Source organism: Bacillus sp. FSL K6-3431 (assembly GCF_038002605.1).
Taxonomy (GTDB): domain Bacteria; phylum Bacillota; class Bacilli; order Bacillales; family Bacillaceae_C; genus Lederbergia.
Genome location: NZ_JBBOCT010000001.1, coordinates 3,445,101 through 3,468,182, shown reverse-complemented (window position 1 = coordinate 3,468,182; position 23,082 = coordinate 3,445,101). Strand labels below are relative to the sequence as shown.

Genomic DNA, 23,082 nt, shown 5'->3' with positions numbered 1-23,082 from the left:
GTTCTGACATATAAAACACCACCTTTGTATTTTATACGTTTCTAAGCTACTTTTGTCGCTATAGCTCCCCCTACGTCCTTATGATTAAACAAAAAAGAAGCTGCCTTAAGCGTTCAGCGCTTGGACAACTTCTTTTTTATTTTATGCCTTGTTTGATCTGAAAGGCGTTAAAAACTGTGTTTCTCATGAATGAGCCCAAAATCGTTTTATAACAATATTGTTGAACATAGCAAATCATAAAGATATCATTACAGTTTAAATTGCCCAACTAGTCCATTTAGTTCTTCTGCTAAACTGGCGAGCTGCTCTGAGCTTCCTGCTACTTCTTCCATCGAACTACTCGTTTGTTGGGCAGCAGCAGAAGTTTGCTCCACTCCGGCAGCCGATTCTTCGGAAATAGCTGCAATTTCTTCAATTGAGCTACTCATCTTTTGGCTCTGATCCGCAATATCAGATAGGTTTGTAGAGACTGTTTTTATATTGTTAGTCATTTCCGAAATAGCAGAGCTAATACCGGCGAAAGTTTCACCTGTTGTTTTTATTTGACTTTCTCCTAATTCTACTTCTTTATATCCGGCTTTTAATGATTCGGCTACAATACCTGATTCATTTTGGATACTATTTACAATACCTGTAATCTCGGTTACAGAAACAGATACTTGTTCCGCAAGTTTTCTTACTTCGTCTGCCACCACGGCGAAACCACGGCCATGTTCACCCGCTCTAGCAGCTTCAATCGCTGCATTCAATGCCAACAGATTCGTTTGCGCTGAAATATCCTGAATGACGGAGACCAATGTGGAAATTTCCTGTGACTGTTCGTCTAATCCTTGCACTTTTTCAACTGCATCATATACAATTTCATTTACTTTAGCCATTTGCCTATCCGAGGATTCCATCAATTTACTGCCCTCGTTAGTCATTTCCAGAACCCAATTAGAATATCCTCTAATTTTTTCACCATTTTCATTTGCCTCTCCTACCACTGTAGTAAAGGATCCCATAATTGACGCCAATTCGCTTGCACTAGTAGCCTGTCTCTCAGATCCAGCCGCCAAATCTTGCATTGTCATAGCAATTTGTTGCGAACCAGCATTCACCTCATCTGTCGCTTGTGTTAATTCTTCGCTATGACCGTTTACAGATTCGGAAACACCGTTAATTTGTTGTAATAATTTGCGTGTGCCATTCGCCATTTCGTTTGTTGCCGTAATAAGCTGACCTATCTCATCAATTGATTTTGTTTTTAACGGTTCACCACTTAAGTTCCCCCTAGCTATTACATTCATCCGTCCCATTACAACATTTATTGGTCTCGAAATCATGTTTGAAGTAATGAGTGCTGTTGCAATACTTACCACTATTACCAGCACCGTTACGATCGTTACTACACGCAATACATTTTCTCCGTTTGCTACAATCTCTTGCTCTATCCCATTAATTAAGGTGCGACTATCCTCAGCCATTTGATCATAACCATCCATTAATTCACGCGCAACAGAAGCCGATTCTGCTAAATTTTTAGTTGCTATTTCTTTATTCCCTTTGTCATATTCAGCAAATACATCATTAGAAATCATCTCTCGCCATGAAACTGTCTTTTTTACCAAACGGTCAAATTCCTCTGAGACTCCTATCTCCCTAACAATCGCTTCATAATGTTCACCTTGTTCTGTGTATTCATTAAATCGTTCTTTATAATTGCCGCCATGTAACACATAGCCACGGGCTGTTGCCAGTCTATTTGCCATAGTATTGGACAAGCCTTCGTTGGCCGTTAGCAGTGGAAGCTCTCTATTTGCAATATTTTTAGCTTCTTTATTGCTTGTTTGGATCACAGTAAAGTTATAAACCCCTAAAATAATAACTAGCAAAATAACTAAAGAAAAGCCCATGAGCATTTTTTGTCTTATACTTTTAAACCTAAATATCTTTTTCATTGCATAATCCTTTCATTTCTTTATAATCTGCTACATAAACAATCGGTACAATCGGTTCCAACGACTATACCATTTTGCATATGTACTATATATAAGTATCGGTAGGTTCCAAAAAATTTGAAGAGACTTTAAAATATAGGGAATATTATGCATTATGGAACAACAATATCGACTGAAAAATGATTCATATCGAACAATAGAAAAAATCGTAAAAAAGAAGTCGTCCTCAAGCCCATTTCAGCTTTTAGGACGACCTCGTTTTATAAAGGATTTCTTCTAGCAAAATCGACGAATCTAAATTTATCGGGTCTATGCCTCGACTCTGTATATTGAAAAAGACTTGCATCTTCAAGATACACATAGTTTTTGATAATAACAATACTATGGAAGCCTTCTAGATCAAGTAGTTGTCTATCCTCTTCTTCTGGCTCTTCCACGATAATTTCCTTTTTGGCAAAACTGATTAATAGGTTTAATTCATTCTCTAAATAATCATAAATGGAATGTTCACAGATTTCCTTCGTAATATGAGGTACAAATTTTTCAGACAAATAATCCTTGTCTAAAATAACTTTCTCTCCACCGATTTCTCTAATTCTGCTGATATTCCACACTTGGTCTTTTCCAGATAAATTAAGTTGTTTCTTAATATACTGCTCAGGTTTCTTTAGCGAAAGTTCATGGACAATCGTCTTGGGTTTATTACCCATTTTCTGGGCAAGCTCATGGAAACTAACCAAACCAGAAACAGGAAAGTCCAATTTCGTATTTTTAATTACGATCGAACCTTTCCCCCTAACTTTTTGAATATAGCCTTGCTGCGCCAATAAATTTAATGCTTTGCGAATTGTTTCTCTCGATGTGTCATAATGATCTTTTAACTCATGTTCAGATGGCAGGAGCGCACGCGGCGCAAATTCTCCTGCATCAATTTGATTTACAAGATCATTATGAATGATTAAATACTTATTTGTCATGTTCATATCCCCAGTTACTTTTTCAAGTGATAAACAATTGACTCGTACGGTCTTAAATTTATTTGATTGAACTCTACAGAGGAATCAGCGTAGTTAGATAATAAAATACTACCTGTGAATCCCGTAACCTCGACATTTTCCGGAAGTGCAAATGTCGTTTCATCTGCATAAAAGTTATTAATGACAAGTAATTTTTCATTGCCTTTATTGCGCGTGTAAGCAAAAATGGCTTTATCATCTGGTAATATTAATTCATAATCGCCTTCTGTGATAATATCATATTCTTTTCTTAATTGAATCAACTTTTGGTAATGGTAAAAAACAGAGTTATGATCTGCGATTGCTTTTTTCGCATTAATAGTTGGGTAATTTTCAGCTGTCTTTATCCAAGGAGTACCTGTTGTGAACCCTGCATGTGCACTCTCATCCCACTGGACTGGTGTTCTGGAGTTGTCACGGGATTTTTGCTCTAGAATGTCTAGTATTTGCTCTTCAGACATTCCTTCTTCTTTCTTGATTCTGTGCATGTTTAACGACTCAACATCGCGATAATCTTCCATTCGTGCGAATTTAGGATCTGTCATCCCAAACTCTTCCCCTTGATATATATAAGGAGTACCCCTCATCATATGCAGTGTTGTTGCGAGCATTTTCGCTGATTCCAAATGGTATTTACCATCATCACCAAATCGGGATACTGCCCTTGGCTGATCATGATTACACCAGAATAGTGCATTCCAACCACCGCCATCAGTCATTTCCACTTGCCATTCAGTTAAAATTCCTTTCAATTGTAAAAAATCAAAGTCGGCTTTCGTCCACTTTTCACCATTCGGATAATCCACTTTCAGATGATGAAAATTAAACGTCATATCCAGTTCTTTCCGATCAGGTCTTGTGTATTTAATACAGTTATCAATGGATGTTGAAGACATTTCTCCAACCGTCATTATCTCATATTTAGAAAATACTTTTTCGTTCATCTCATGAAGATATTCATGTACCCGCGGTCCATCAGTATAAAACTTTCTCCCGTCTCCTGAACGATCATTTGGGAAGCCTTGATCTTTGGAAATAAGGTTGATGACATCCAGTCGAAAACCATCCACGCCTTTTTCAAGCCAGAATGTCATCATTTCATATACAGATGTTCTAACCTGTTCATTTTCCCAATTTAAATCGGCTTGTGTCACATCGAATAAATGTAAGTAATATTGTTTCGATTCTTCATCATACTTCCATGCTGAACCACCAAACTTCGATTGCCAATTCGTCGGCGCTTCTTCTGACTTTCCATCTTTCCAAATATAAAAATCACGATATGGACTGTCTTTTGAAGAAAGGGACATTTGAAACCACTCATGTTCTGTAGACGTATGGTTCACGACAATATCCATAATAACCTTTAAATCACGGCTATGGACTTCCTTAAGCAAACGCTCAAAGTCCTCCATCGTTCCGTATTCCTGATAAATTTGATAATAGTCGCTAATATCATAGCCATTATCATGTTGTGGCGAATTATAGATAGGAGTTAACCACAGCACATCTACACCAAGCTCTTTTAAGTAATCAAGCTTCTCAATGATCCCTTGTAAATCTCCTGTTCCATTGCCTGTCGTATCTTTAAAACTCTTCGGATAAATTTGATATACTACTGATTTTTTCCACCATGGTTGAGTCATTATTTACACACCTTTAATATTTTTTAAATGAGATAAGAAAATACTATTTTTTATTTCTTGTTCAGACTCCAGGTCACAAGCCAAATTGCTGTGGTGACTGAGGATCTGCCTCCTCCAATTCGTCTTGTGCTTGTCGCCAATAGACGGGCGCATTGCGCTCTTCTTAATGGTAATAGCAAAAGAGGAACAATTTAATGTCCCTCTGCATTATTCAAATGTATTAATTTGCGCGTACTCTTTTAAACGCAACTTTTCCCATATTCATTTTTGAGAAGATTATTGTTAATAGGAATGGCACAACAATCGCGACAACCATTGCAATTGCAAAAGCGGGAATGTACTTAGACTGGATGGAAAGAATCCCCGGCAATCCGCCGACACCAATCGAGTTGGCCATGACACTGTTTCCAACGGAGATGACTGCTGCCACTAAAGAACCGATCATCGCTGCTAAGAAAGGGAATCCATATTTTAAGTTAATCCCAAACATCGCTGGCTCGGTTACCCCAAGATAACAGGAAATTGCCGCTGGAATAGAAACTTGCTTCTCTTGTTCATTTTTTCTATTGATATAGATCATCGCGAGAACTGCAGAGCCTTGCGCAATATTAGATAATGCTATCATCGGCCATAAGTTCGTTCCTTTAAATTCACTCATTAATTGAAGATCAATCGCATTCGTCATATGGTGTAAGCCAGTAATAACTAACGGTGCATAAGCGAAACCGAAAATAGCGGCAAACAACCAGCCAAATGAAGAGGTTAATCCTGAATATACAACATCAGAAATGACAGATCCAATTTTCCAACCGATTGGCCCTAAAATGATATGAGCAAGCAATACAGTTGGAACTAAAGCTAAAAATGGTACAACAATCATCGAAATCGCATTCGGAATAATTTTACGTAATTTTAATTCTAAGAAAGATAATAAAAGCGCTGCTAAAATAGCTGGAATCACTTGTGCTTGATAACCGATCATTTCAACCGTAGCGAAACCAAAATCCCAGACTGGAACTTCTGTCGCCTCTGCTACACCATAAGCATTAAGCAGTTGCGGTGATACGAGCGTAATCCCTAACACAATTCCAAGTATCGGTGTGGCGCCCATCTTTCTAGCAACCGCCCAGGTGATCCCGACCGGTAAGAAATGAAATATTGCTTCCCCAATCAACCACAAAAAGTCATTTGTACCTGCCCAGAATTGAGATACTTCAACAAGTGTCTTCGTTTTACCTTCGAGCATTGGGATTTCACCTATAACATTCCTAAATCCGAGAATTAATCCCCCAACGACAAGCGCAGGGATGAGTGGCGTAAAAATATCAGCAAGATGGGCAATCATTCTTTGCAGAAAGTTCATATTTTGCTTAGCCGCTTCTTTTGCCTCATCCTTTGATGTATCGCTTACACCCGCTATTTTAACAAACTCATTATAAAAAGAAGAAACTTCATTTCCAATAATCACTTGGAACTGTCCCGCCTGAGTGAATGTTCCTTTCACAAGCTTAATCGCCTCAATCTTTTCTACATCGGCTTTCGTTGAATCTTTTAACACGAACCGCATTCTTGTCACACAATGGGTAACAACTGAAATATTTTCACTGCCGCCAATATGTTCAAGCAGTTCTTTCGCTTGTTCTGTGTATTTACTCATTTATTTTCCTCCTCACCTTGGAAGTATGAAAAGCTTAAAGCACTTTCTATATTCCCCTTAGCAATTAATTTTATCTTGTATATACATATTTTGATTACGTTTTCATTCTAACTTGTATATACAAGAATGTCAACATATAATTACAAAACAAAAGTTGCCTTAAAAAGGCGTCTTTCAACGTCCTTTTGAGGCAACTCCATATTTTTGCTTTCCAAATTGGGTTCACTTGAACTTTACAAATCCTCACCAACAATTTTCGCTTCCAATTCCAACTCAACACCGAATGTTTCTTTTACCTTTTTTTGTACCATCTCAATTGTTGCAATATACTCTGCGGCTGTGGCGTTGTTTTTATTGACGATAAAACCGGCATGTTTTTCTGAAACTTCAGCACCGCCAACTCCTTTACCTTGCAATCCACTGTCTTGAATCAATTTTCCAGCAAAATAACCTGGTGGCCTTTTGAATACACTGCCAACAGATGGGTATTCTAGCGGCTGTTTAGATTCTCTTTGAAATGTGAAATTATCCATCGCTTCTTTAATTGTATTTTTATCGCCAACTTTCAGGGCAAAAATTGCTTCCAATACGATGTCTTTATTCATACTTATGATGCTTGTGCGATAGCCAAGCTCTAGCTCAACCTTTTCTATCTGACGCAATTCACCTGTTTTCGTGACAACTTTCACATAATCAATGACATCCTTTACTTCTCCACCGTAAGCACCAGCATTCATTATCATTGCACCACCAATCGATCCCGGTATGCCACAGGCAAATTCCAGCCCTGCTAACCCTTGATCTAAAGCAAGCTGGGAGGCATCTTTTATATTCACGCCTGCCTGTGCGATAATTTTATTCTCCTCGGCACGCAAACCAGCTAGATGCTCAAAATGCATGACAATTCCCCGAATACCACCATCTCGCACAATTATATTGGACCCATTGCCTAAAAGTGTAAATGGTAATTGAAACTTTTCTTTGAAGCGAATCACCGCTGCCACTGCTTCATACGTTTCAGGCATGACGAAAAAGTCTGCCTCCCCGCCCAATTTTACTAAAGTATGGTTTTTTAATGGTTCAGCCAGCAATACATTTTGTTCACCGCAAATGTTTACTAACTCTTGATAAATGTCTTTAGTAATCAATTATTTTACCTCTTTGTCTTTTGATTTAATTTACTGATAAAATGAAATTTCTGTGAGGGTGCCGCACGTTAATCTACTATAAAAAGTAGATCAATTCCCTATATCTATTGTAATCAAAAACATCTATTAAGAAAATATAATCATATACTTTCAAAGTATTACCGATTTCGATTGCTATGTTATATACTCTAGTAAAATGCATATAAAAAGTATTGTGCTAGAGACTAAACAAAGTTATTCCATATGAGCTAAGCCCCTACAGAATAACCTCATTTTATATTATCTTTCTATGTCACCAACCGACTCCGTCATCGCCCGTAAAACTTCACCTTCCGTAGACAAGGGCGTATCGCCTATAACTGAATGAGCTAACATTCCGGCAGCTACTGCAAATGCAACGGACTTTTCTGGTGGAAACTTCTTCGATTCACCATGAATGATCCCACTTGTATAAGCATCTCCAGAACCAATTCGATCGAGAACTGGGAATCTCTTTACTTCAGAAAATGTGAATGTCTGATCCTTATACATATAGCCTTGTAGTGAATGCGAATTATCCTCGTTTATGTAGCGATGCGTGCCAGCTATTACATCGATATCGTATTTTTGCGCAACAACGGGAATTAAATCCATCAGCTGTTCTGCTCTATCAAGTTTTTCTGTATGCACCCCTAAGACAAGCATAGCATCCTTTTCATTCATCATTACAATATCGGCCAAAAGGAGCATTTCTTCATAATGCGGTTTTGCCTTCTCATAACCATTTTCTCCCCAATGTAAAGGGCGATAATTACAGTCAAAAACAACTTTTCCACCGCTTTCTTTAACTGCATTCGCAAAATCCTTCATTTGTTTACGAACATGGTCATTCATTGCAAGTGTAATACCGCAAAAATGGACGATATCTATTTGTTTTGCTGCTTCAGTAAAATGATACACCTCTTCAGTGGCTGTATTAAAACTACTTTCTTTTCGGTTCGTGTATGTAACACGACTTGATCGCATACCAAAGCCATTCTCTAAAAAATACATGCCAACAAAATTGCCACCACGATGAATAAACGAGGGATTGATCCCTAACTTTTGCAGTGAGGATACTGCTGCATCACCGATTGCATTTTCCGGCAAGCTTGTCATCAAATATCCTTTATGACCAAAGCGCGCTAAAGATGAAGCAATGTTCACACCAGTACCAGAAAAGGAATAGTTTAACGTGCTTGCTTGCTGTAATAATTCATGCCCTGGTACTTGGAGGCGCATCATCACCTCTCCAAAAGCTAAAATTTTTTTACACATTCAGATGAACCAACCTTTTCATCGTCTCCAAAAGTTCACGAACATCTACTATATTTGTTTTTCCCGTATCTTTATCAATAATCGACGAATAAACATGAGGTATAATTTGCGGAACATTAGCTTCCAAAGCGATCCGTAGGATTGGTTCAAAATTTTCTTTATCAATGCCACCAGTGGGTTCTAAGGCAAATTGCTCTTCTCCACATGCTTCCGCGACCGCGCGGTATTCATCTTCACAACTTAACCCGTTCATAGGAAAATACTTTAACGCATTACCACCCATATCACGGATAAGAGCAATCGCGGTTTTAATTGGTACGATCGCTTTTTCTTCCTGGACGCTACTAAACGGACCGGTTGAAATATTTACAAATCCCACTTTTCCTGTTGGAGAGACTAAACTATTTATCCAACTATCTTTTCCACCTAAATTTGCTCGGGTCGCACCGACTGCCGGAAATACCTGGTTAATATGAGTGCCAGGATAATGCTTCGCAATTTCTGCAACAGCCGCTGCTTGACGATTATCACCACCGCCTAATCCAATTGACACTGCTTCATCGATTTCTTTCCCATATGCTTTCATCGCTTTTACCGCTTCTTCAACCGTTTCATAGTCTTTTGAAAGAACGCCAACTAATACATAGCCTTCCGCAGCCTCAAATACCTCCCTGGCATTATCCATACTATTTGCTAATACATTTAATCCAGCCCTCTTTTTATATAAGCGATTATTTATATTTGCCATTTTATTCACCCCTTAATAAGTTACGAATTTCGGATTCAATGATATGAATATCATCCCCTTGAAGTGGTCTTGGATCGATGTCAAAATATCCTTGTCTAACACCGTAGTCACGTGTGTAAATAGCGATTTTCCCTTCACGCAATTGAGCAACGACAATTTCAGCTGTAGTATCAGTCTGATTTGTATCAATATGAATACGGGCTCGGTAAATAGCTCGTCCTGCCTCATCTTGCACAATCGATACATGTATTCCCTGGACATCATTTAATGATATTAAAGTTTGCAATACTGCCCTTTCGGCTTCGCTATTATCCCCTTTTACTTCATATTCATCGAGCGCTTGAAGTAATCCGAAAGCTGCTTCTTTGCCCACTTTCATACTTCTGCCAATACAATGCAATTGGACCTTCAACCATTCAATATATTCTTTCTTTCCACCTACTATCCCGGAGGTTGGTCCTTCCACCGCTTTTGAGCCGCTATAAATAGCAAGATCTGAGCATTTTACATATCGTTGCAAATCTTCCTCAGCAGCTGCATCGACAATTAAGGGAACATCATGCCTTTGTGCAACTTCCCATGCCTCTTCCACCGAAATCATATTTTTTTGGACTGCATGATGCGACTTCACATACAGTATAGCCGCTGTATTTTCGCATATTGCTTGTTCTATATGCTCTGACTTTCCTTCATTGGCGTAACCAACTTCAATAAGTTTTCCGCCTCCCAAATAAATCATCGTTTCGACTGGAGCACCATATTGAACATTATGACCTTTTAACATAATAATCTCATTTTGAGGAATAACTTCTTGATGCAGACGTTCACTTATGCGCTGATTTCCTTTTGTGACTAAAGCTGCAACCGATAAAGCAATTCCACTTGAAGCCGAATTAACAATGACAGCTGATTCTGATCCTAGTTTATTCGCTATGTACTCCCCGGCTTTATCAACTAATTCAGCAATTTCAACATAATTTTGTCCGCCTGTTTTCATCGCATCCATCACTGTATCTGTTGGTGCAGAAACGCCTAGAATACTCATCCTTCCACTTGCATTAATTACACGCTTCAAACCATACTTAGCATTTAATGAACTCTCCATTCATCACCACTCCTTTTGTTTCTATTATTCTATTTCCTAATCGTTTATCACCTTCTGAATCAATAAATTCCACTGGCCCAGAATGAATTGTAAATAAAGTCAAATTCGCCCTTTCACCAATTTCTATCCTGCCAAGCTCTGGTTTATCAAGCCATATAGCGGGCTTGATCGTAACAGCATCGATTACCTCTTGAAGCGAATATCCCAGGTATAAAAATTTAGAAAGGACATTAGCCATACTATATACTGGTCCACTTAATCGGTTACCACGATATATATCTGTACTAATTGTTCCTAGTTTTATGTGATTTGCTTTTGCAAGTGCCGCTACCTTAAAAGAAAAACTCGCTGTTCCATGACCCACATCTAACTGTACATCACGATTCACTGCATCGGTTAGTACTTGAAGCGCCTTCCCATCGTTATCAAAAAGATTATTAGGCTTTCCATGGAGATAATGCGTGATGATATCACCTTTTTGTAAAAGTGAGACAATATCATCTATATGAGGAGGACCTGACCCTATATGGACCATGATCGGTAATGCTGTTTCATCGGAAAGCTTGCGAGCGATGCAAAGTGGTTCAGTACCGCAATTACCAACAACGCTTTTACTCATCCGAGCTTTTAACCCAATGATAAAGTCTTTATGTTCGTTTACTGCCTGCAAAACCTGATCTTTGTCTATCCATTCCAGATTAGATAATTCATCCACCCTACTTAAACCTATTTTTGATATGTTTAAAAATGAGAAGACGTTTGTTTTACTTGTTGCACCACTTGCAGCCAAATCAGATATACGATCTGCGCCACAACTTCCAGCATCTACTATAGTAGTTACACCTTGTTTTATTCCAATCACATCTATTTCATCACCATACGGATCAAATTCGGGGAAAGCATGAACATGCATATCAATCCAACCACTTGATACATACATTCCCGAACAATCGATTATTTTACCTCGACCGCTCCCGGCACTTACAATTGCGTTAACTTTCCCTGATTCAATAACGATATCTACTTCTTCCTCGGAAATTCGTCTTACATTACGTAATACGCAAGAAACCACTTAATTCACCCTTTTCCACAAAAACTCATATCATTTTTCTACATTAATTTTCGATTATCTTATTCCTTCTATATTTCTATCATATAAACCTGCAAATTCCGTAGCTTTTTAAAACTTATTTTTCGGAAGATGAGTTGTTGACCACGGAAATAGCCTAACAAATAACAAAGCTCTCGATCTAATCCATCGAGAGCTTTGTTATAAATATTAATTTTGAATCTTTTTTCAAAATCTGCAAGATTAATTAAAATAATTGATAAGTCCTTGAGTAATCGCATCTGCTACTTGATGCTGATAGTTCTGTGTCCGGATAGTAGAAAAATCATATTGATTTGTGATAAATCCAAGTTCTAATAATAGGGAATGTTGATGGTTATTTCTTAATACATAAAAATCCCCAAAACGCACACCGGCATTTCGTAACGAAGTTTGTCCAACTAATTGCTTTTGTATTGCTGAAGAAATGGCTTTATCACTGCCATGATAATAATATGTACTAATACCTTGAGCTGTCGCATTTTCATGAGCGTTATAATGAAGACTAATAAAAACACTGGAAGGATATGCGCGACTAATATCCACCCTTTTACTTACATTTAAATATTCATCACCTGATCTTGTCAAAATCACTTGTGCTCCTGCACTTTTAAGTTTATCTACAACTAATCGGGCGGTCCGTAGCGTGTACTCCTTTTCAAATATTCCTTCAATCCCGATTGCTCCGGGGTCATATCCTCCATGGCCCGCATCGATAACGATTGTCTTTCCAGTAAGGCTTCCATCCTTTTTAACATTCGTTTGTTTAGCTTGTCCATTCGCTTTGACCGGTGAAGCTGATGTAGATGATGTGGTAGCAAGCCAAGATGCAAGCCATGCTGTTTGTCCATTATCCAAACGAATTCGCTGCCATTGACCACTCGTTTCTATCACTTCAAAAGATTCACCGTATGAAGTATACCCAACAATGGAAAAGGCTGTTCCCGGTCCACTTCTTAAACGAACACCGTCAGCTGCAACCGTGACAGACTTAGCGGAGCTTATAGCTATTTTCTCTCCTCCAGCAGAAATCGATTGAAATAAATATTGTGATGCAATCCAACCTGTTTTCCCTCGGTAGTCAACTTTTGCCCAACCGTATTTAATTTCGGACACATGTACAATTGTCCCTTTAGGCAAAGAGACGATGACCTCAGCATCTTGATCCGGTTCGGTTCGTATATTAAGTGAACTAGCGCCAACTTGATAAGACCCTTCATTTGCATATACTTTCCCTGTTGAGCAAGAAAACCAAATTAATAAAACCGCTAATAAAAATGTAGTACTGGTTTTAATTTTATTCATACTATCCTCCTTCAACATGCTAAACCTCATTATCACTCTATTTGGATAATAATGCTATTCGTCGAACTGCCTGTTTATACATCTTTCGTAAAGCCATTATATAATTCGGGGGTTGAAACGATAAACTTTCGTATTGTTAATTTGGGATTAAATTGTAAATAATTATGTTTAACAAAACAATTATACAAATATTGTAAAAATACTCCCCCTAAATAACGCAATAAAGCCTTGCGCATCTCTTGTGCGACCTGCAAACCTTTACGCTTTTCACTTTAATTTCAATATCTAAAAAATATATCGGTACATAATTTGTTAGCGATTTTTTTAATAATGTGCACTTTTACTACCCACTTCCATATGGCAACTGATGTTTCTCACAAATTTCTTCCACCAACTTTTTCACATGTATAAGGTGATAAAACACGCATAACAAAAGATTTCAAAATGAAAGGTTACTATAACACTAATTGATTGTATATAAGTTGATTCTCAAACAATTACATTTGAACAGCGTTTTTTAACTATTAATAAAAAATGTGGAAACTGACCACAATTTTTCATTGAATAATTACAATCAATAACTATTTGACAAAGCAAAAAGGCTATTTCATTATAAATGAAATTACTCCTGTAGACCTGGTTTTTACTTTAAAACACATACTTGTATCTAAAGTTGGACCAGAACGAATCGGGTGACTAATTCGTTCTGGTTAAAAAGTTATTTTCAACAACTCATGTCTTATTAGGTATGTATAAAGTATCTTTATCTTGTAGCCAAACTGACTATTTAGTAGTAATAACACCCGACTACTCGATCGCTTTCGCAGTGACTGTTCATTTCAAAAGCCGCACAAGACGCGTGGCTTTGCTTTACGAGGTTTCCATACCAATTATCATCTTTCCTTCAAGCGCGGGGTGTCCTTCAATTCCTGAATCGTCTGCGCCCCGATTCCGAACATCGACATCCGAAGTTCCATTTCCCGAATTTTCATCACTTCAAGGACATCTTCCGTGCTCAGGGTCGCTTCTTTCAGGATAGATCGCCCGAATCCGACTAGTTCGGCACCCAGCGCGATGGTCTTGGCGCCGTCCAGTCCCGTCCGCATCCCGCCGCTGGCAATCAGCGGACGGTTCCCAATCTCTCCGCGAACCAATCTGATTGATTCCACCGTCGGAATCCCCCATTCGCTGAATGCTTCGGCGGCAACACGTCGGATTGGGTCTTTGGCGCGGAACTTTTCCACCTGGCTCCAGGAAGTGCCTCCCGCTCCTGCGACGTCGATAAACGCAACACCGGCCTCGCTTAACCTTTTGGCTGTCTGACCATCGATTCCCCATCCGACTTCCTTTACTCCGACCGGAACCTCCAGCGTTTTGCACAGTTGTTCAATCTTCTTTAATAACCCTTTAAAATTCGTATCTCCCTTTTCCTGAATCACTTCCTGGATGCTGTTCAAATGAAGGACGAGCATATCCGCCTCGGTTATCCCGATAATTTTCCTGCATTCCTCGACACCGTATCCGTAATTGAACTGAACAGCGCCCAAGTTAGCAATGATCGGGACACTCGGTGCGTACTTCCTCATCAGGAAAGAAGAGGGATGTCCGTCGCTGTCGAGCAGCGCCCGGGTGGACCCGAGCGCAAGCGCCCAGCCCCTTTCTTCGGCTGCTACTGCCAGGTTCCGGTTAATTGTCCCAGCGAGGGCCGTCCCGCCCGTCATGGAACTGATGAGGAACGGCGTTTTGCATTCAAAGCCGAGGAATGTGGTTTCAATGGATATTTCATCAAAGGCAATTTCGGGAAGCGCATTGTGGATGAACGCAAGCGACTCCAAACCTGTAGAGATCGACTCCCCCGTAACCTTTTCGTTCAACGTAATTTGAATATGATCAGATTTTCTTTGCTCAATTGAGTTGGCCATCACCAACACCTGCCTTTACCATCATAATTCTTAAAGATTTCACCGCTGCTCTATGTTGTAGACGGCAAATTGCAAAATATAAAAGCGTTTTTTCTGCGTCCTCTACACCTGCATAGCATGGAATTAATCGATTTGAACTTCTTCCACCGTTTGTTCTACTTCTGCACGTGTCATTTTTCCTCGTCCCTCTTTCATCGCATTTAACGTTTTGTGGGCCAGGGCGAGCGGCAGACGGCAGAATAATAATATGCTTTTCCTCTTGAGAAACTTCATATATTCATCTGCTTTTGCCAGGTTTTCTTCTGCATATACGAACAGATCAGCACGAGTCCATCCATCGGGTACAAAGCTTACACCGCGTTCAACCAAATCCTCCTGCTCATTACGCAGAATGTTTACGGCCTGAAGCCCGCGCCCATAACCGATGGCCAGTTCCCGGTCTGTTTTTTCTTCGCCATAGTGCTCCCAAAGGTCCGAAAGCATGACTCCGACAATTCCTGCAACGTAATATGTATAGTCATCCAAATCTTCAGGCGTGTGGATTTCCCAATTTGCATTTGCCCATTTTGCCATACCATATGCCATTTCACAAGCAGCGTTCATAACTATCGGCAGGGCATCCTTTGGACAAGCTTGCAGCCATTCTTCTAAACGAAGTGTAACCTCTGGCATTCCATCCCTTGTCCGTCCAAGAATTCTTACATATTGTTCGTTATCAAATGGTTGTTTAAATAATTCACTTACTTGCATTAAGATCGTGCATTTTTCCTCATTGTTCAGCTCTTCATGATCCTCAATTTCATCAATGGCCCGAAATACTAAATAAGCAGCTGCAACCGAGTACTTTAACTCCTTCTGCAAAAAAGTAATTGGTATATAAAATGTACGACTCGTCTCTTTTAGCATACGCATCGCATCTTTAGGAAACGCACTCATTTTTTCCATACCTCCCTATTTAAAACTGACTATCATTATCGTAACTCAATTTCCAAAAAAACACACGAAAACATACATGAACAACGGGGAAATTATATAAATTAAAATGAGTTAGATTCACAATTACCTGGTCTGGCGTATAATTGTATGATCCCATATCCAAGCAGGATAAAAGGATGTAAAAAAACGCCATCTGACAGAGGAGTTTCCTACCTTTTAAGAAAACAGTTATCCCATCATAAATGAGATAACCTGTAAACATTGATATGCCAACGATATTAACGTTTTGAAAAATGTGGTGCACGACGTGCGTCTTTAAGACATAGAAAACAATATACTGTAGAAGCAACATGTAGTAATTTTATTGCTCATTAATAAAAATGATATTACAGGTAGATATAAATTAGCAGATGGACTTGGCACAAGATTGACAAATAAAAAGGCTAGACAATTTATGAATTAATTTGATCATCAGTTGTCTGTACCTCTTTTTAAAATAGATGAGTCGTATTATTGGAAATACGATGTGGATATTGCGAATCAATTACTTATCGATGAAGGTGTTGGAGTACCTTATCAAAAAGTTGATTGATATAGTCAGGAAATGTATAAAAGAACAAGCATTTCAACAACGGATATTTTATTCCCGAAAAAATTACATTCATTTACATTCGCTAACTTTTCCACAAACAAAAACAGGCTATCTCATCATAAATGAAATAGCCTGTAAACGTTGATATATCCATATTTTTATTAAGATTAACGTTTTGAGAACTGTGGTGCACGACGCGCGCCTTTAAGACCTGGCTTTTTACGTTCTTTCATGCGTGAGTCACGTGTTAATAATCCTGCACGTTTTAGTGTACCGCGATATTCAGGATCTACTACAAGCAATGCACGAGAGATTCCGTGACGGATTGCTCCAGCTTGTCCTGTATAGCCGCCACCATTTACAGATACTAATACATTATAGTTACCTAATGTTTCAGTTGCTACTAGTGGTTGTTTAATTACTTCGCGCAAAGCAGCGAATGGGATATATTCTTCTACTTCACGATCATTGATGATGATACGGCCTTCGCCTGGTACTAAACGTACGCGGGCAACAGAGCTTTTACGACGACCTGTACCATAGTATTGAACTTGTGCCAATATAATGCCCTCCTTTAATTATCCGCGAAGTTCGTATACTTCCGGTTTTTGTGCTTGTTGTTGATGCTCAGCTCCAGCATAAACATGAAGCTTTTTATACATTTGACGTCCTAAAGAACCTTTTGGAAGCATGCCTTTAACAGCAAGCTCAAGCATTTTCTCTGGATATTTTGTACGCATTTCAAGTGCAGTTCTTGTTTTAATACCACCTGCGAATCCTGTGTGGCGATAGTAAATTTTGTCTGTTAGTTTTTTACCAGTTAATTCAATTTTTTCAGCGTTAACAATAATCACATGATCGCCTGTATCAACATGCGGTGTGAAAGTTGGTTTATGTTTACCGCGCAAGATGGACGCGACTTCAGTTGCAAGACGACCAAGCGTTTTGCCTTCAGCGTCTACAACGTACCATTTACGGTCGATTTCGCTGGCTTTAGCCATATACGTAGTACGCATTTATTACCCTCCCAAAAATTAAAAATTTCATTTTTCGTATTTATTTTGATCACAATAAGTTTCCGGGGCTTATCGTGGGATTAAAAACAATACCATTGGATATCTTATCGTTTTTTACAAGAAAAGTCAAGAGATTTTTATACACCAGGTGAAGTTGTTATCTATTGTAAGAAAATAGGGGCATGAATATCTGTAAATTCAAGATAATCGTATAAAATGCATTATATTGATAGTAGAAGTGATTCTACTTGCAACGCACAGATCTATTTGCCCTTACAACGATTCTATTTGTCGTTACACATGCCTATTTGCAAATCCAAGGGTTTCCTCTTAGCTTACTTGTAATATACTTCCCACAAATAAAGCCCTTCAGCTGGAGCAGTTTGTCCAGCTCGCTTCCTATCACATGCAGCCAAAATATCAGGAATATCGGACGGTGCAATTTTCCCATTACCTACATGTAAGAGCGTTCCAACAATAATCCTCACCATATTATATAGGAACCCATTTCCAGTAAACGTGAAAATAATTTCATTTTCACATTCCTCCATATGAAGGGTAGAAATCGTTCTAACTCGGTTTTCCTTCGTCGTTTTTGCAGAGCAAAAACTAGTGAAATCATATGTGCCTATAAAATGGCTAATAGCTTCACGCATATGATCGATATTCAGTTTATATGGATAATAAGAGGTGAATTTACGTTTGAGTGGATCTCTTATTTTACCCGTATAAAGAAAATATTTATATGTTTTTCCAACGACATCATAGCGCGCATGAAAGTCTTGGCTCACCTTTTCCATAGACTGAAGAGCCACGTCTTGGGGAAGTAAGCCATTTAATGCATTTACCCATCTGTCTGATGATAGAATAAGAGGTGAATCAAAATGAAATACTTGGCCGTATGCATGTACACCTGCATCTGTTCGACCAGAGCTTGTCACTTTAATCTCTATCCCTTTATGCATTTTTTTTAATGCTTTTTCGAGCATTTCTTGAACAGTTTTTCCGTTTATCTGAATCTGATATCCAGAATACCCTGAGCCATCATAGGCAATGGTTCCTTTATAACGTTGCATTTTTTTCAACCCTCATTTTAGGATCTGAATAAAACTAGTATTATCGCAAGTACAATCAATGAACTAACTGCTACTGTATCACGTAGCTTCCACTCAAGGACACGATATTTTGTTCGTCCTTCTCCGCCTCTGTAACCTCTTGCTTCCATTGCAGTTGCAAGTTCCTCGGCCCTTTTAAAGGAGCTGACAAAAAGAGGTATTAACAGCGGAATAATCGCTTTGACCCTTTCTTTTATCGGCCCACTAGAAAATTCGACACCTCTTGCCATTTGCGCTTTCATGATTTTCTCCGTTTCATCCATTAATGTAGGAATAAACCGTAATGAGATTGACATCATTAAAGCAAGTTCATGGACAGGGAATTTTATTTTTTTCAATGGCTGTAAGATACTTTCTAATCCATCTGTTAATGTGATTGGAGTCGTAGTAAGTGTTAGTAGCGACGTAACAAATACAAGTAATAAAAAGCGCATGGAAATAAATATCCCTTGTCTAAGACCTTCTTCATATATATTAATAGCACCTAAGGATAGTATTATTTCTCCTTCTTTATTGAAAAATAACTGAAGAAAGAAGGTGAAGATAACAAGATATAGTACTGGTTTCAATCCATTTAGTAAAAATATTATGTTCATTTTTGATAATAAAATAATTGCCCCAACAAATAGTAGTAGCGATCCATATGTGTACAAATTATTAGCGAAGAAAACAACACAAATAAAACCAAAAACAAACAATAATTTAGCCCGTGGATCAAGGCGATGTAGGATGGAATCCCCAGGAATATACCTTCCAAAGATCATTTTTTCCATCATAGCGAGTCACCTCGCATTTTTAATACTTGTAACGCTTCCGAAAGCTCTTCAATAGACAAACACGTTTTCCCCAATTTCCTATTTAACTTTCGCTCCAGTTTATATTGGAAATTTACAACTTTCGGAACGTCGAGACCTAATGCGAGCAGTTCCTCGGGCATAGAAAAAATCGTCCTTGGATCACCTGTTTTCTTCACCTGACCTTGATGCATAATAACGATATCATCGGCATATTTGGCTGCATCCTCCATGCTATGGGTGACAAGTATGGTCGACAAGCCTTTTTTTTGATGTAAACGATGAAACATGTCCATGATCTCCGTTTGACCTCTTGGATCTAATCCCGCAGTTGGTTCATCCAACACTAGGACTTCTGGTTCCATCGCTAATACACCCGCAATGGCGACCCGCCGCATTTGTCCACCTGATAAATCAAAAGGAGACTTTTGTAGAATTTCCTCTGTGAGTCCAACTTCTACAATTAATCTTCTTGCACGTTCTTTTGCTTCTACTTCTGACACACCAAAGTTCATAGGACCAAAACATATATCCTTCTCTACCGTTTCATCAAAGAGCTGATGCTCAGGAAATTGAAAGACAATCCCTACCTTTTGCCGAATTGGCCGTAGGTTCTTTTCCTTCTTTCCCGCAGTAATAGTCCGATCACCAATGATAACTTGACCTTTTGTTGGCTTTAAAAGCGCATTTAAATGTTGAATAACAGTAGATTTACCTGATCCTGTGTGTCCAATAAGTGCTAGAAACAATCCATCAGGAATAGAAATATCAACATTTTGTATAGCAAGCCGCTCAAATGGCGTATTCGCTTGATATTTATACTCTACTTGCTGAAGTGCAATGTCCATAGCTCATTCACCAACTCTTCATCCGTCAAATAGCTTTTTGAAATCTCTAGACCCTTTTCCCTTAAAGCATTTGCCATTTTTATTTGAAATGGGATATCAAGCCCTAGTTCCAGCAGTTCCGCTTCCATCTTAAAAATATCATCAGGACTTCCTTCTGTATATACTTGCCCTTTATTCATGACAATAATTCGATCAGCTTTTGCCGCCTCCTCTAGATCATGAGTAATAGAGATGACAGTTAAATTCTGCTCGGTCTTTAGCTCTCTAACTGTATTTAGAACTTCTTCTCGACCTAATGGGTCAAGCATAGAGGTTGCTTCATCCAAAATAATAACCTCAGGACTTAATGCAATAATACCAGCAATGGCGACACGCTGTTTTTGCCCTCCAGAAAGATGGTGTGGCTCTTGATCAAGAAAGTCAGCCATATGCACGCGCTCAAGCGCATCTTTCACCCGCTTTGTCATTTCCTCATGTGGGATCCCGTTGTTCTCTAGACCAAAAGCCACATCATCTTGTACTGTTGATCCGACAAATTGATTATCAGGACTTTGAAATACCATTCCTACCATTCCTCGAATATCCCAAACTGTTTCTTCAGATAAAGGTAGATCCTTAACTGTGATCGATCCGCTCTCCGGAAATTGCAATCCGTTTAAAATTTTAGCTAACGTAGATTTACCTGACCCATTATGTCCCACTACTGCTAACCACTCTCCATTACTAATGGAAAATGTTACATTTTTGAGTGCGTAATCATCCTGCCCCTCATAGCGAAATGAAATATCGTTTATGGAAATTGCCGGACTTGTCACTATTATTCCCCCCTCTATTTACCCAGACAAACACTTAACTTGTCAAAAAAGTCCATAAAATAGAAAAAAGCCTGCGCCCCAATCCAAGAAACTACAATAAGTTTCCGATCCTTAAGCGGATCTGCTCAGAATTGAGGGAGGAGGCGCATTGAGCTAGACAGGATCACCCAACTAATATAGTGCCTATCGTAACGCTCTTTTTTAGCTTTAAATCGAAATCTACCTGTACATCGGCAATACAAAAGATACATGCTACTTCTTTAATTTCCAATAGGTGGCACTGCTTTCATATCTATTCGGATGTGATAGAACCGATGTACTTACTGCTAGATTTTCATTATTTTTAAGAAAAAGGGCAAAGCATTTGCCCTGCCCTTTCAACTTTGTACTATTATACCAATTCGATGATAACCATTGGAGCACCGTCACCACGGCGTGGTCCAAGTTTCATGATACGAGTATAACCGCCTTGGCGCTCTGAATAACGTGGAGCGATGTCAGCAAAAAGCTTTTGAACTGCATCTTGATTCAATTCAGCATTAGCAACTTCATTGCGGATGAATGCTGCAGCTTGACGACGCGCATGCAAATCTCCGCGTTTCCCAAGAGTGATCATTTTTTCCACAACTGAGCGAAGTTCCTTTGCTCGTGCTTCTGTCGTTTCAATGCGTTCACTGATGATTAAATCTGTTGTTAAATCACGAAGCATAGCTTTTCTTTGAGAGCTCGTACGTCCTAATTTTCTATAAGACATCAAGTTTCCCTCCTTTGTTGATATTAGTATATGTCATCATCCAATTCAGAGGTTGTTCAAACAGTCCGGGAAAAATGGTTGCCGAATATCTTCTATCACTTCATCTCTACTGCCTTACGTATTAAAAATACATTATGGTGCTCAAGACTCCGTTCCACAAAATTCGACGCACAGAATGCTAATGTTTGAACATTTTCTTTCAGGAGATAAAGTCAGTCATCTTTGCGAAGTCCAAGACCTAGATCTTCTAGTTTGGCTTTTACTTCTTCTAAAGATTTTCTTCCTAAGTTACGAACTTTCATCATGTCCTCTTCTGTCTTGTTAGCCAGCTCTTGAACCGTATTGATTCCCGCTCGTTTTAGGCAGTTATATGAACGCACCGAAAGATCCAGCTCTTCAATTGTCATTTCTAGAACTTTTTCTTTTTGGTCTTCTTCCTTTTCTACCATAATTTCAGCATTTTGTGCTTCATCAGTTAAACCAACGAAAATATTCAAATGCTCTGTAAGGATTTTAGCACCTAAAGAAATTGCTTCTTTCGGGCCAATACTTCCATCTGTCCAAACATCTAATGAAAGCTTATCGTAGTTAGTCATCTGACCTACACGTGTATTTTCAACTTGATAGTTTACACGCGATACTGGAGTGTAAATAGAGTCGATTGGTACAACACCAATTGGTAAATCATCACGTTTGTTTTGATCTGCCGGTGTATAACCGCGGCCTCGTCTTGCTGACATACGCACTCGGAAATTGGCATTCTCACCTAATGTAGCTATATGCAAATCAGGATTAAGAATTTCCACATCACTATCATGCATGATATCAGAAGCTTTAACTATGCCCTCGCCTTGTACATCTATCTCTAAAGTTTTTTCCTCATCAGAATACACTTTCAAAGCTAACTTCTTGATGTTAAGGATGATATTAGTAACATCTTCAACGACGCCTTCAACTGTAGAAAACTCGTGTTGAACACCTTCCACCTGAATGGATGTGACAGCCGCTCCTGGAAGAGAAGATAATAATATACGACGTAAGGAGTTACCTAACGTTGTACCATATCCACGCTCAAGTGGCTCTACAACAAATTTTCCGTATTTAGCATCATCGCTGATCTCAATCGTTTCAATCTTTGGCTTTTCAATTTCGATCATTCAATTATACCTCCTTCAAAACGTCGAAATCTCGGTGTTTATTTTATATTGAAAATAACCTTTCCGAAATTCCCCATGTTCATTCCCACTTGTGCAACAACTGGTTGAAGAATTGATTCCTACGTATATAAATTCACATAATACCCAATTATACCCTAGTAATA

Annotated in this window: 20 protein-coding genes; all 20 read right to left on the bottom strand. The window is 38.8% G+C overall.

The genetic code is table 11. The features are described from left to right. Nucleotides 1–248: 248 nt before the first annotated feature. On the bottom strand, nt 249–1,940 hold the full coding sequence (locus MHB53_RS16850) for a methyl-accepting chemotaxis protein (protein ID WP_340920499.1): 1,692 nt from the start codon (nt 1,938–1,940) through the stop codon (nt 249–251). Between the two features lie 260 nt (nt 1,941–2,200). Next, a complete protein-coding gene (gene treR, locus MHB53_RS16845; protein ID WP_340920497.1) occupies nt 2,201–2,917 on the bottom strand; it encodes a trehalose operon repressor in 717 nt (238 codons plus the stop codon). Nucleotides 2,918–2,931: 14 nt separating this feature from the next. Next, on the bottom strand, nt 2,932–4,602 hold the full coding sequence (treC, locus tag MHB53_RS16840; RefSeq protein ID WP_340920495.1) for an alpha,alpha-phosphotrehalase: 1,671 nt from the start codon (nt 4,600–4,602) through the stop codon (nt 2,932–2,934). A gap of 220 nt (nt 4,603–4,822) precedes the next feature. Continuing rightward, nucleotides 4,823–6,259 (bottom strand): PTS system trehalose-specific EIIBC component, encoded by a 1,437-nt coding sequence (gene treP, locus MHB53_RS16835; protein WP_340920493.1) that lies wholly within the window; start codon nt 6,257–6,259, stop codon nt 4,823–4,825. Nucleotides 6,260–6,492: 233 nt separating this feature from the next. Further along, the gene (gene murB, locus MHB53_RS16830; protein WP_340920492.1) at nt 6,493–7,407 is read right to left on the bottom strand and encodes a UDP-N-acetylmuramate dehydrogenase; all 915 of its coding nucleotides are present in this window, start codon (nt 7,405–7,407) and stop codon (nt 6,493–6,495) included. Between the two features lie 279 nt (nt 7,408–7,686). Further along, nucleotides 7,687–8,703 carry a sugar kinase gene (locus MHB53_RS16825; protein WP_340920490.1) on the bottom strand — a complete coding sequence of 339 codons (1,017 nt, stop codon included), beginning with the start codon at nt 8,701–8,703 and terminating at the stop codon, nt 7,687–7,689. Further along, a complete protein-coding gene (gene dagF, locus MHB53_RS16820; RefSeq protein WP_340920488.1) occupies nt 8,696–9,451 on the bottom strand; it encodes a 2-dehydro-3-deoxy-phosphogluconate aldolase in 756 nt (251 codons plus the stop codon). Before dagF ends, MHB53_RS16825 begins: the two co-directional genes overlap by 8 nt. Before the next feature lies 1 nt (nt 9,452). Then, on the bottom strand, nt 9,453–10,556 hold the full coding sequence (locus tag MHB53_RS16815; protein ID WP_340920486.1) for a DgaE family pyridoxal phosphate-dependent ammonia lyase: 1,104 nt from the start codon (nt 10,554–10,556) through the stop codon (nt 9,453–9,455). Further along, complete coding sequence (locus MHB53_RS16810) at nt 10,534–11,628, bottom strand: amidohydrolase/deacetylase family metallohydrolase (protein WP_340920484.1); 1,095 nt, start codon at nt 11,626–11,628, stop codon at nt 10,534–10,536. Before MHB53_RS16810 ends, MHB53_RS16815 begins: the two co-directional genes overlap by 23 nt. A gap of 240 nt (nt 11,629–11,868) precedes the next feature. Next, nucleotides 11,869–12,969, bottom strand: coding sequence for an N-acetylmuramoyl-L-alanine amidase (locus MHB53_RS16805; RefSeq protein WP_340920482.1), 1,101 nt, complete (start codon nt 12,967–12,969; stop codon nt 11,869–11,871). Nucleotides 12,970–13,862: 893 nt separating this feature from the next. Beyond that, nucleotides 13,863–14,891, bottom strand: coding sequence for a type 2 isopentenyl-diphosphate Delta-isomerase (fni, locus tag MHB53_RS16800; protein WP_340920480.1), 1,029 nt, complete (start codon nt 14,889–14,891; stop codon nt 13,863–13,865). 123 nt (nt 14,892–15,014) lie between these two features. Beyond that, nucleotides 15,015–15,827, bottom strand: a complete 813-nt coding sequence (locus MHB53_RS16795; RefSeq protein ID WP_340920478.1) for a squalene/phytoene synthase family protein — start codon at nt 15,825–15,827, stop codon at nt 15,015–15,017. A gap of 759 nt (nt 15,828–16,586) precedes the next feature. After that, complete coding sequence (gene rpsI / locus MHB53_RS16790; RefSeq protein ID WP_340920476.1) at nt 16,587–16,979, bottom strand: 30S ribosomal protein S9; 393 nt, start codon at nt 16,977–16,979, stop codon at nt 16,587–16,589. 18 nt (nt 16,980–16,997) lie between these two features. Further along, nucleotides 16,998–17,435: a 50S ribosomal protein L13 gene (rplM, locus tag MHB53_RS16785; protein WP_340920474.1), complete on the bottom strand. Its 438-nt coding sequence runs from the start codon at nt 17,433–17,435 to the stop codon at nt 16,998–17,000. A 335-nt stretch (nt 17,436–17,770) separates the two neighbouring features. Continuing rightward, nucleotides 17,771–18,511: a tRNA pseudouridine(38-40) synthase TruA gene (gene truA, locus MHB53_RS16780; RefSeq protein WP_340920472.1), complete on the bottom strand. Its 741-nt coding sequence runs from the start codon at nt 18,509–18,511 to the stop codon at nt 17,771–17,773. 17 nt (nt 18,512–18,528) lie between these two features. Continuing rightward, complete coding sequence (locus MHB53_RS16775; RefSeq protein WP_340920469.1) at nt 18,529–19,326, bottom strand: energy-coupling factor transporter transmembrane component T family protein; 798 nt, start codon at nt 19,324–19,326, stop codon at nt 18,529–18,531. Next, nucleotides 19,323–20,192 (bottom strand): energy-coupling factor ABC transporter ATP-binding protein, encoded by an 870-nt coding sequence (locus tag MHB53_RS16770; RefSeq protein WP_340920466.1) that lies wholly within the window; start codon nt 20,190–20,192, stop codon nt 19,323–19,325. The genes MHB53_RS16775 and MHB53_RS16770 overlap by 4 nt, the downstream gene beginning before the upstream one ends. Continuing rightward, entirely contained in the window at nt 20,168–21,007 is an 840-nt protein-coding gene (locus tag MHB53_RS16765; RefSeq protein ID WP_340920464.1) for an energy-coupling factor ABC transporter ATP-binding protein, read from the bottom strand. The genes MHB53_RS16770 and MHB53_RS16765 overlap by 25 nt, the downstream gene beginning before the upstream one ends. A gap of 391 nt (nt 21,008–21,398) precedes the next feature. Continuing rightward, on the bottom strand, nt 21,399–21,761 hold the full coding sequence (gene rplQ / locus MHB53_RS16760; RefSeq protein ID WP_340920460.1) for a 50S ribosomal protein L17: 363 nt from the start codon (nt 21,759–21,761) through the stop codon (nt 21,399–21,401). 212 nt (nt 21,762–21,973) lie between these two features. Further along, nucleotides 21,974–22,918, bottom strand: coding sequence for a DNA-directed RNA polymerase subunit alpha (locus MHB53_RS16755; RefSeq protein ID WP_340920457.1), 945 nt, complete (start codon nt 22,916–22,918; stop codon nt 21,974–21,976). Nucleotides 22,919–23,082: the final 164 nt, after the last annotated feature.

Excerpts from the sequence above, each read along its gene's own strand:
- MHB53_RS16850 (WP_340920499.1), bottom strand. The coding sequence starts at position 1,940 with ATGAAAAAGATATTTAGGTTTAAAAGTATAAGACAAAAAATGCTCATG.
- treR (WP_340920497.1), bottom strand. The coding sequence starts at position 2,917 with ATGACAAATAAGTATTTAATCATTCATAATGATCTTGTAAATCAAATT.
- treC (WP_340920495.1), bottom strand. The coding sequence starts at position 4,602 with ATGACTCAACCATGGTGGAAAAAATCAGTAGTATATCAAATTTATCCG.
- treP (WP_340920493.1), bottom strand. The coding sequence starts at position 6,259 with ATGAGTAAATACACAGAACAAGCGAAAGAACTGCTTGAACATATTGGC.
- MHB53_RS16825 (WP_340920490.1), bottom strand. The coding sequence starts at position 8,703 with ATGTGTAAAAAAATTTTAGCTTTTGGAGAGGTGATGATGCGCCTCCAA.
- dagF (WP_340920488.1), bottom strand. The coding sequence starts at position 9,451 with ATGGCAAATATAAATAATCGCTTATATAAAAAGAGGGCTGGATTAAAT.
- MHB53_RS16815 (WP_340920486.1), bottom strand. The coding sequence starts at position 10,556 with ATGGAGAGTTCATTAAATGCTAAGTATGGTTTGAAGCGTGTAATTAAT.
- MHB53_RS16805 (WP_340920482.1), bottom strand. The coding sequence starts at position 12,969 with ATGAATAAAATTAAAACCAGTACTACATTTTTATTAGCGGTTTTATTA.
- fni (WP_340920480.1), bottom strand. The coding sequence starts at position 14,891 with ATGGCCAACTCAATTGAGCAAAGAAAATCTGATCATATTCAAATTACG.
- MHB53_RS16795 (WP_340920478.1), bottom strand. The coding sequence starts at position 15,827 with ATGAGTGCGTTTCCTAAAGATGCGATGCGTATGCTAAAAGAGACGAGT.
- rplM (WP_340920474.1), bottom strand. The coding sequence starts at position 17,435 with ATGCGTACTACGTATATGGCTAAAGCCAGCGAAATCGACCGTAAATGG.
- truA (WP_340920472.1), bottom strand. The coding sequence starts at position 18,511 with ATGCAACGTTATAAAGGAACCATTGCCTATGATGGCTCAGGGTATTCT.
- MHB53_RS16775 (WP_340920469.1), bottom strand. The coding sequence starts at position 19,326 with ATGATGGAAAAAATGATCTTTGGAAGGTATATTCCTGGGGATTCCATC.
- MHB53_RS16770 (WP_340920466.1), bottom strand. The coding sequence starts at position 20,192 with ATGGACATTGCACTTCAGCAAGTAGAGTATAAATATCAAGCGAATACG.
- rplQ (WP_340920460.1), bottom strand. The coding sequence starts at position 21,761 with ATGTCTTATAGAAAATTAGGACGTACGAGCTCTCAAAGAAAAGCTATG.
- MHB53_RS16755 (WP_340920457.1), bottom strand. The coding sequence starts at position 22,918 with ATGATCGAAATTGAAAAGCCAAAGATTGAAACGATTGAGATCAGCGAT.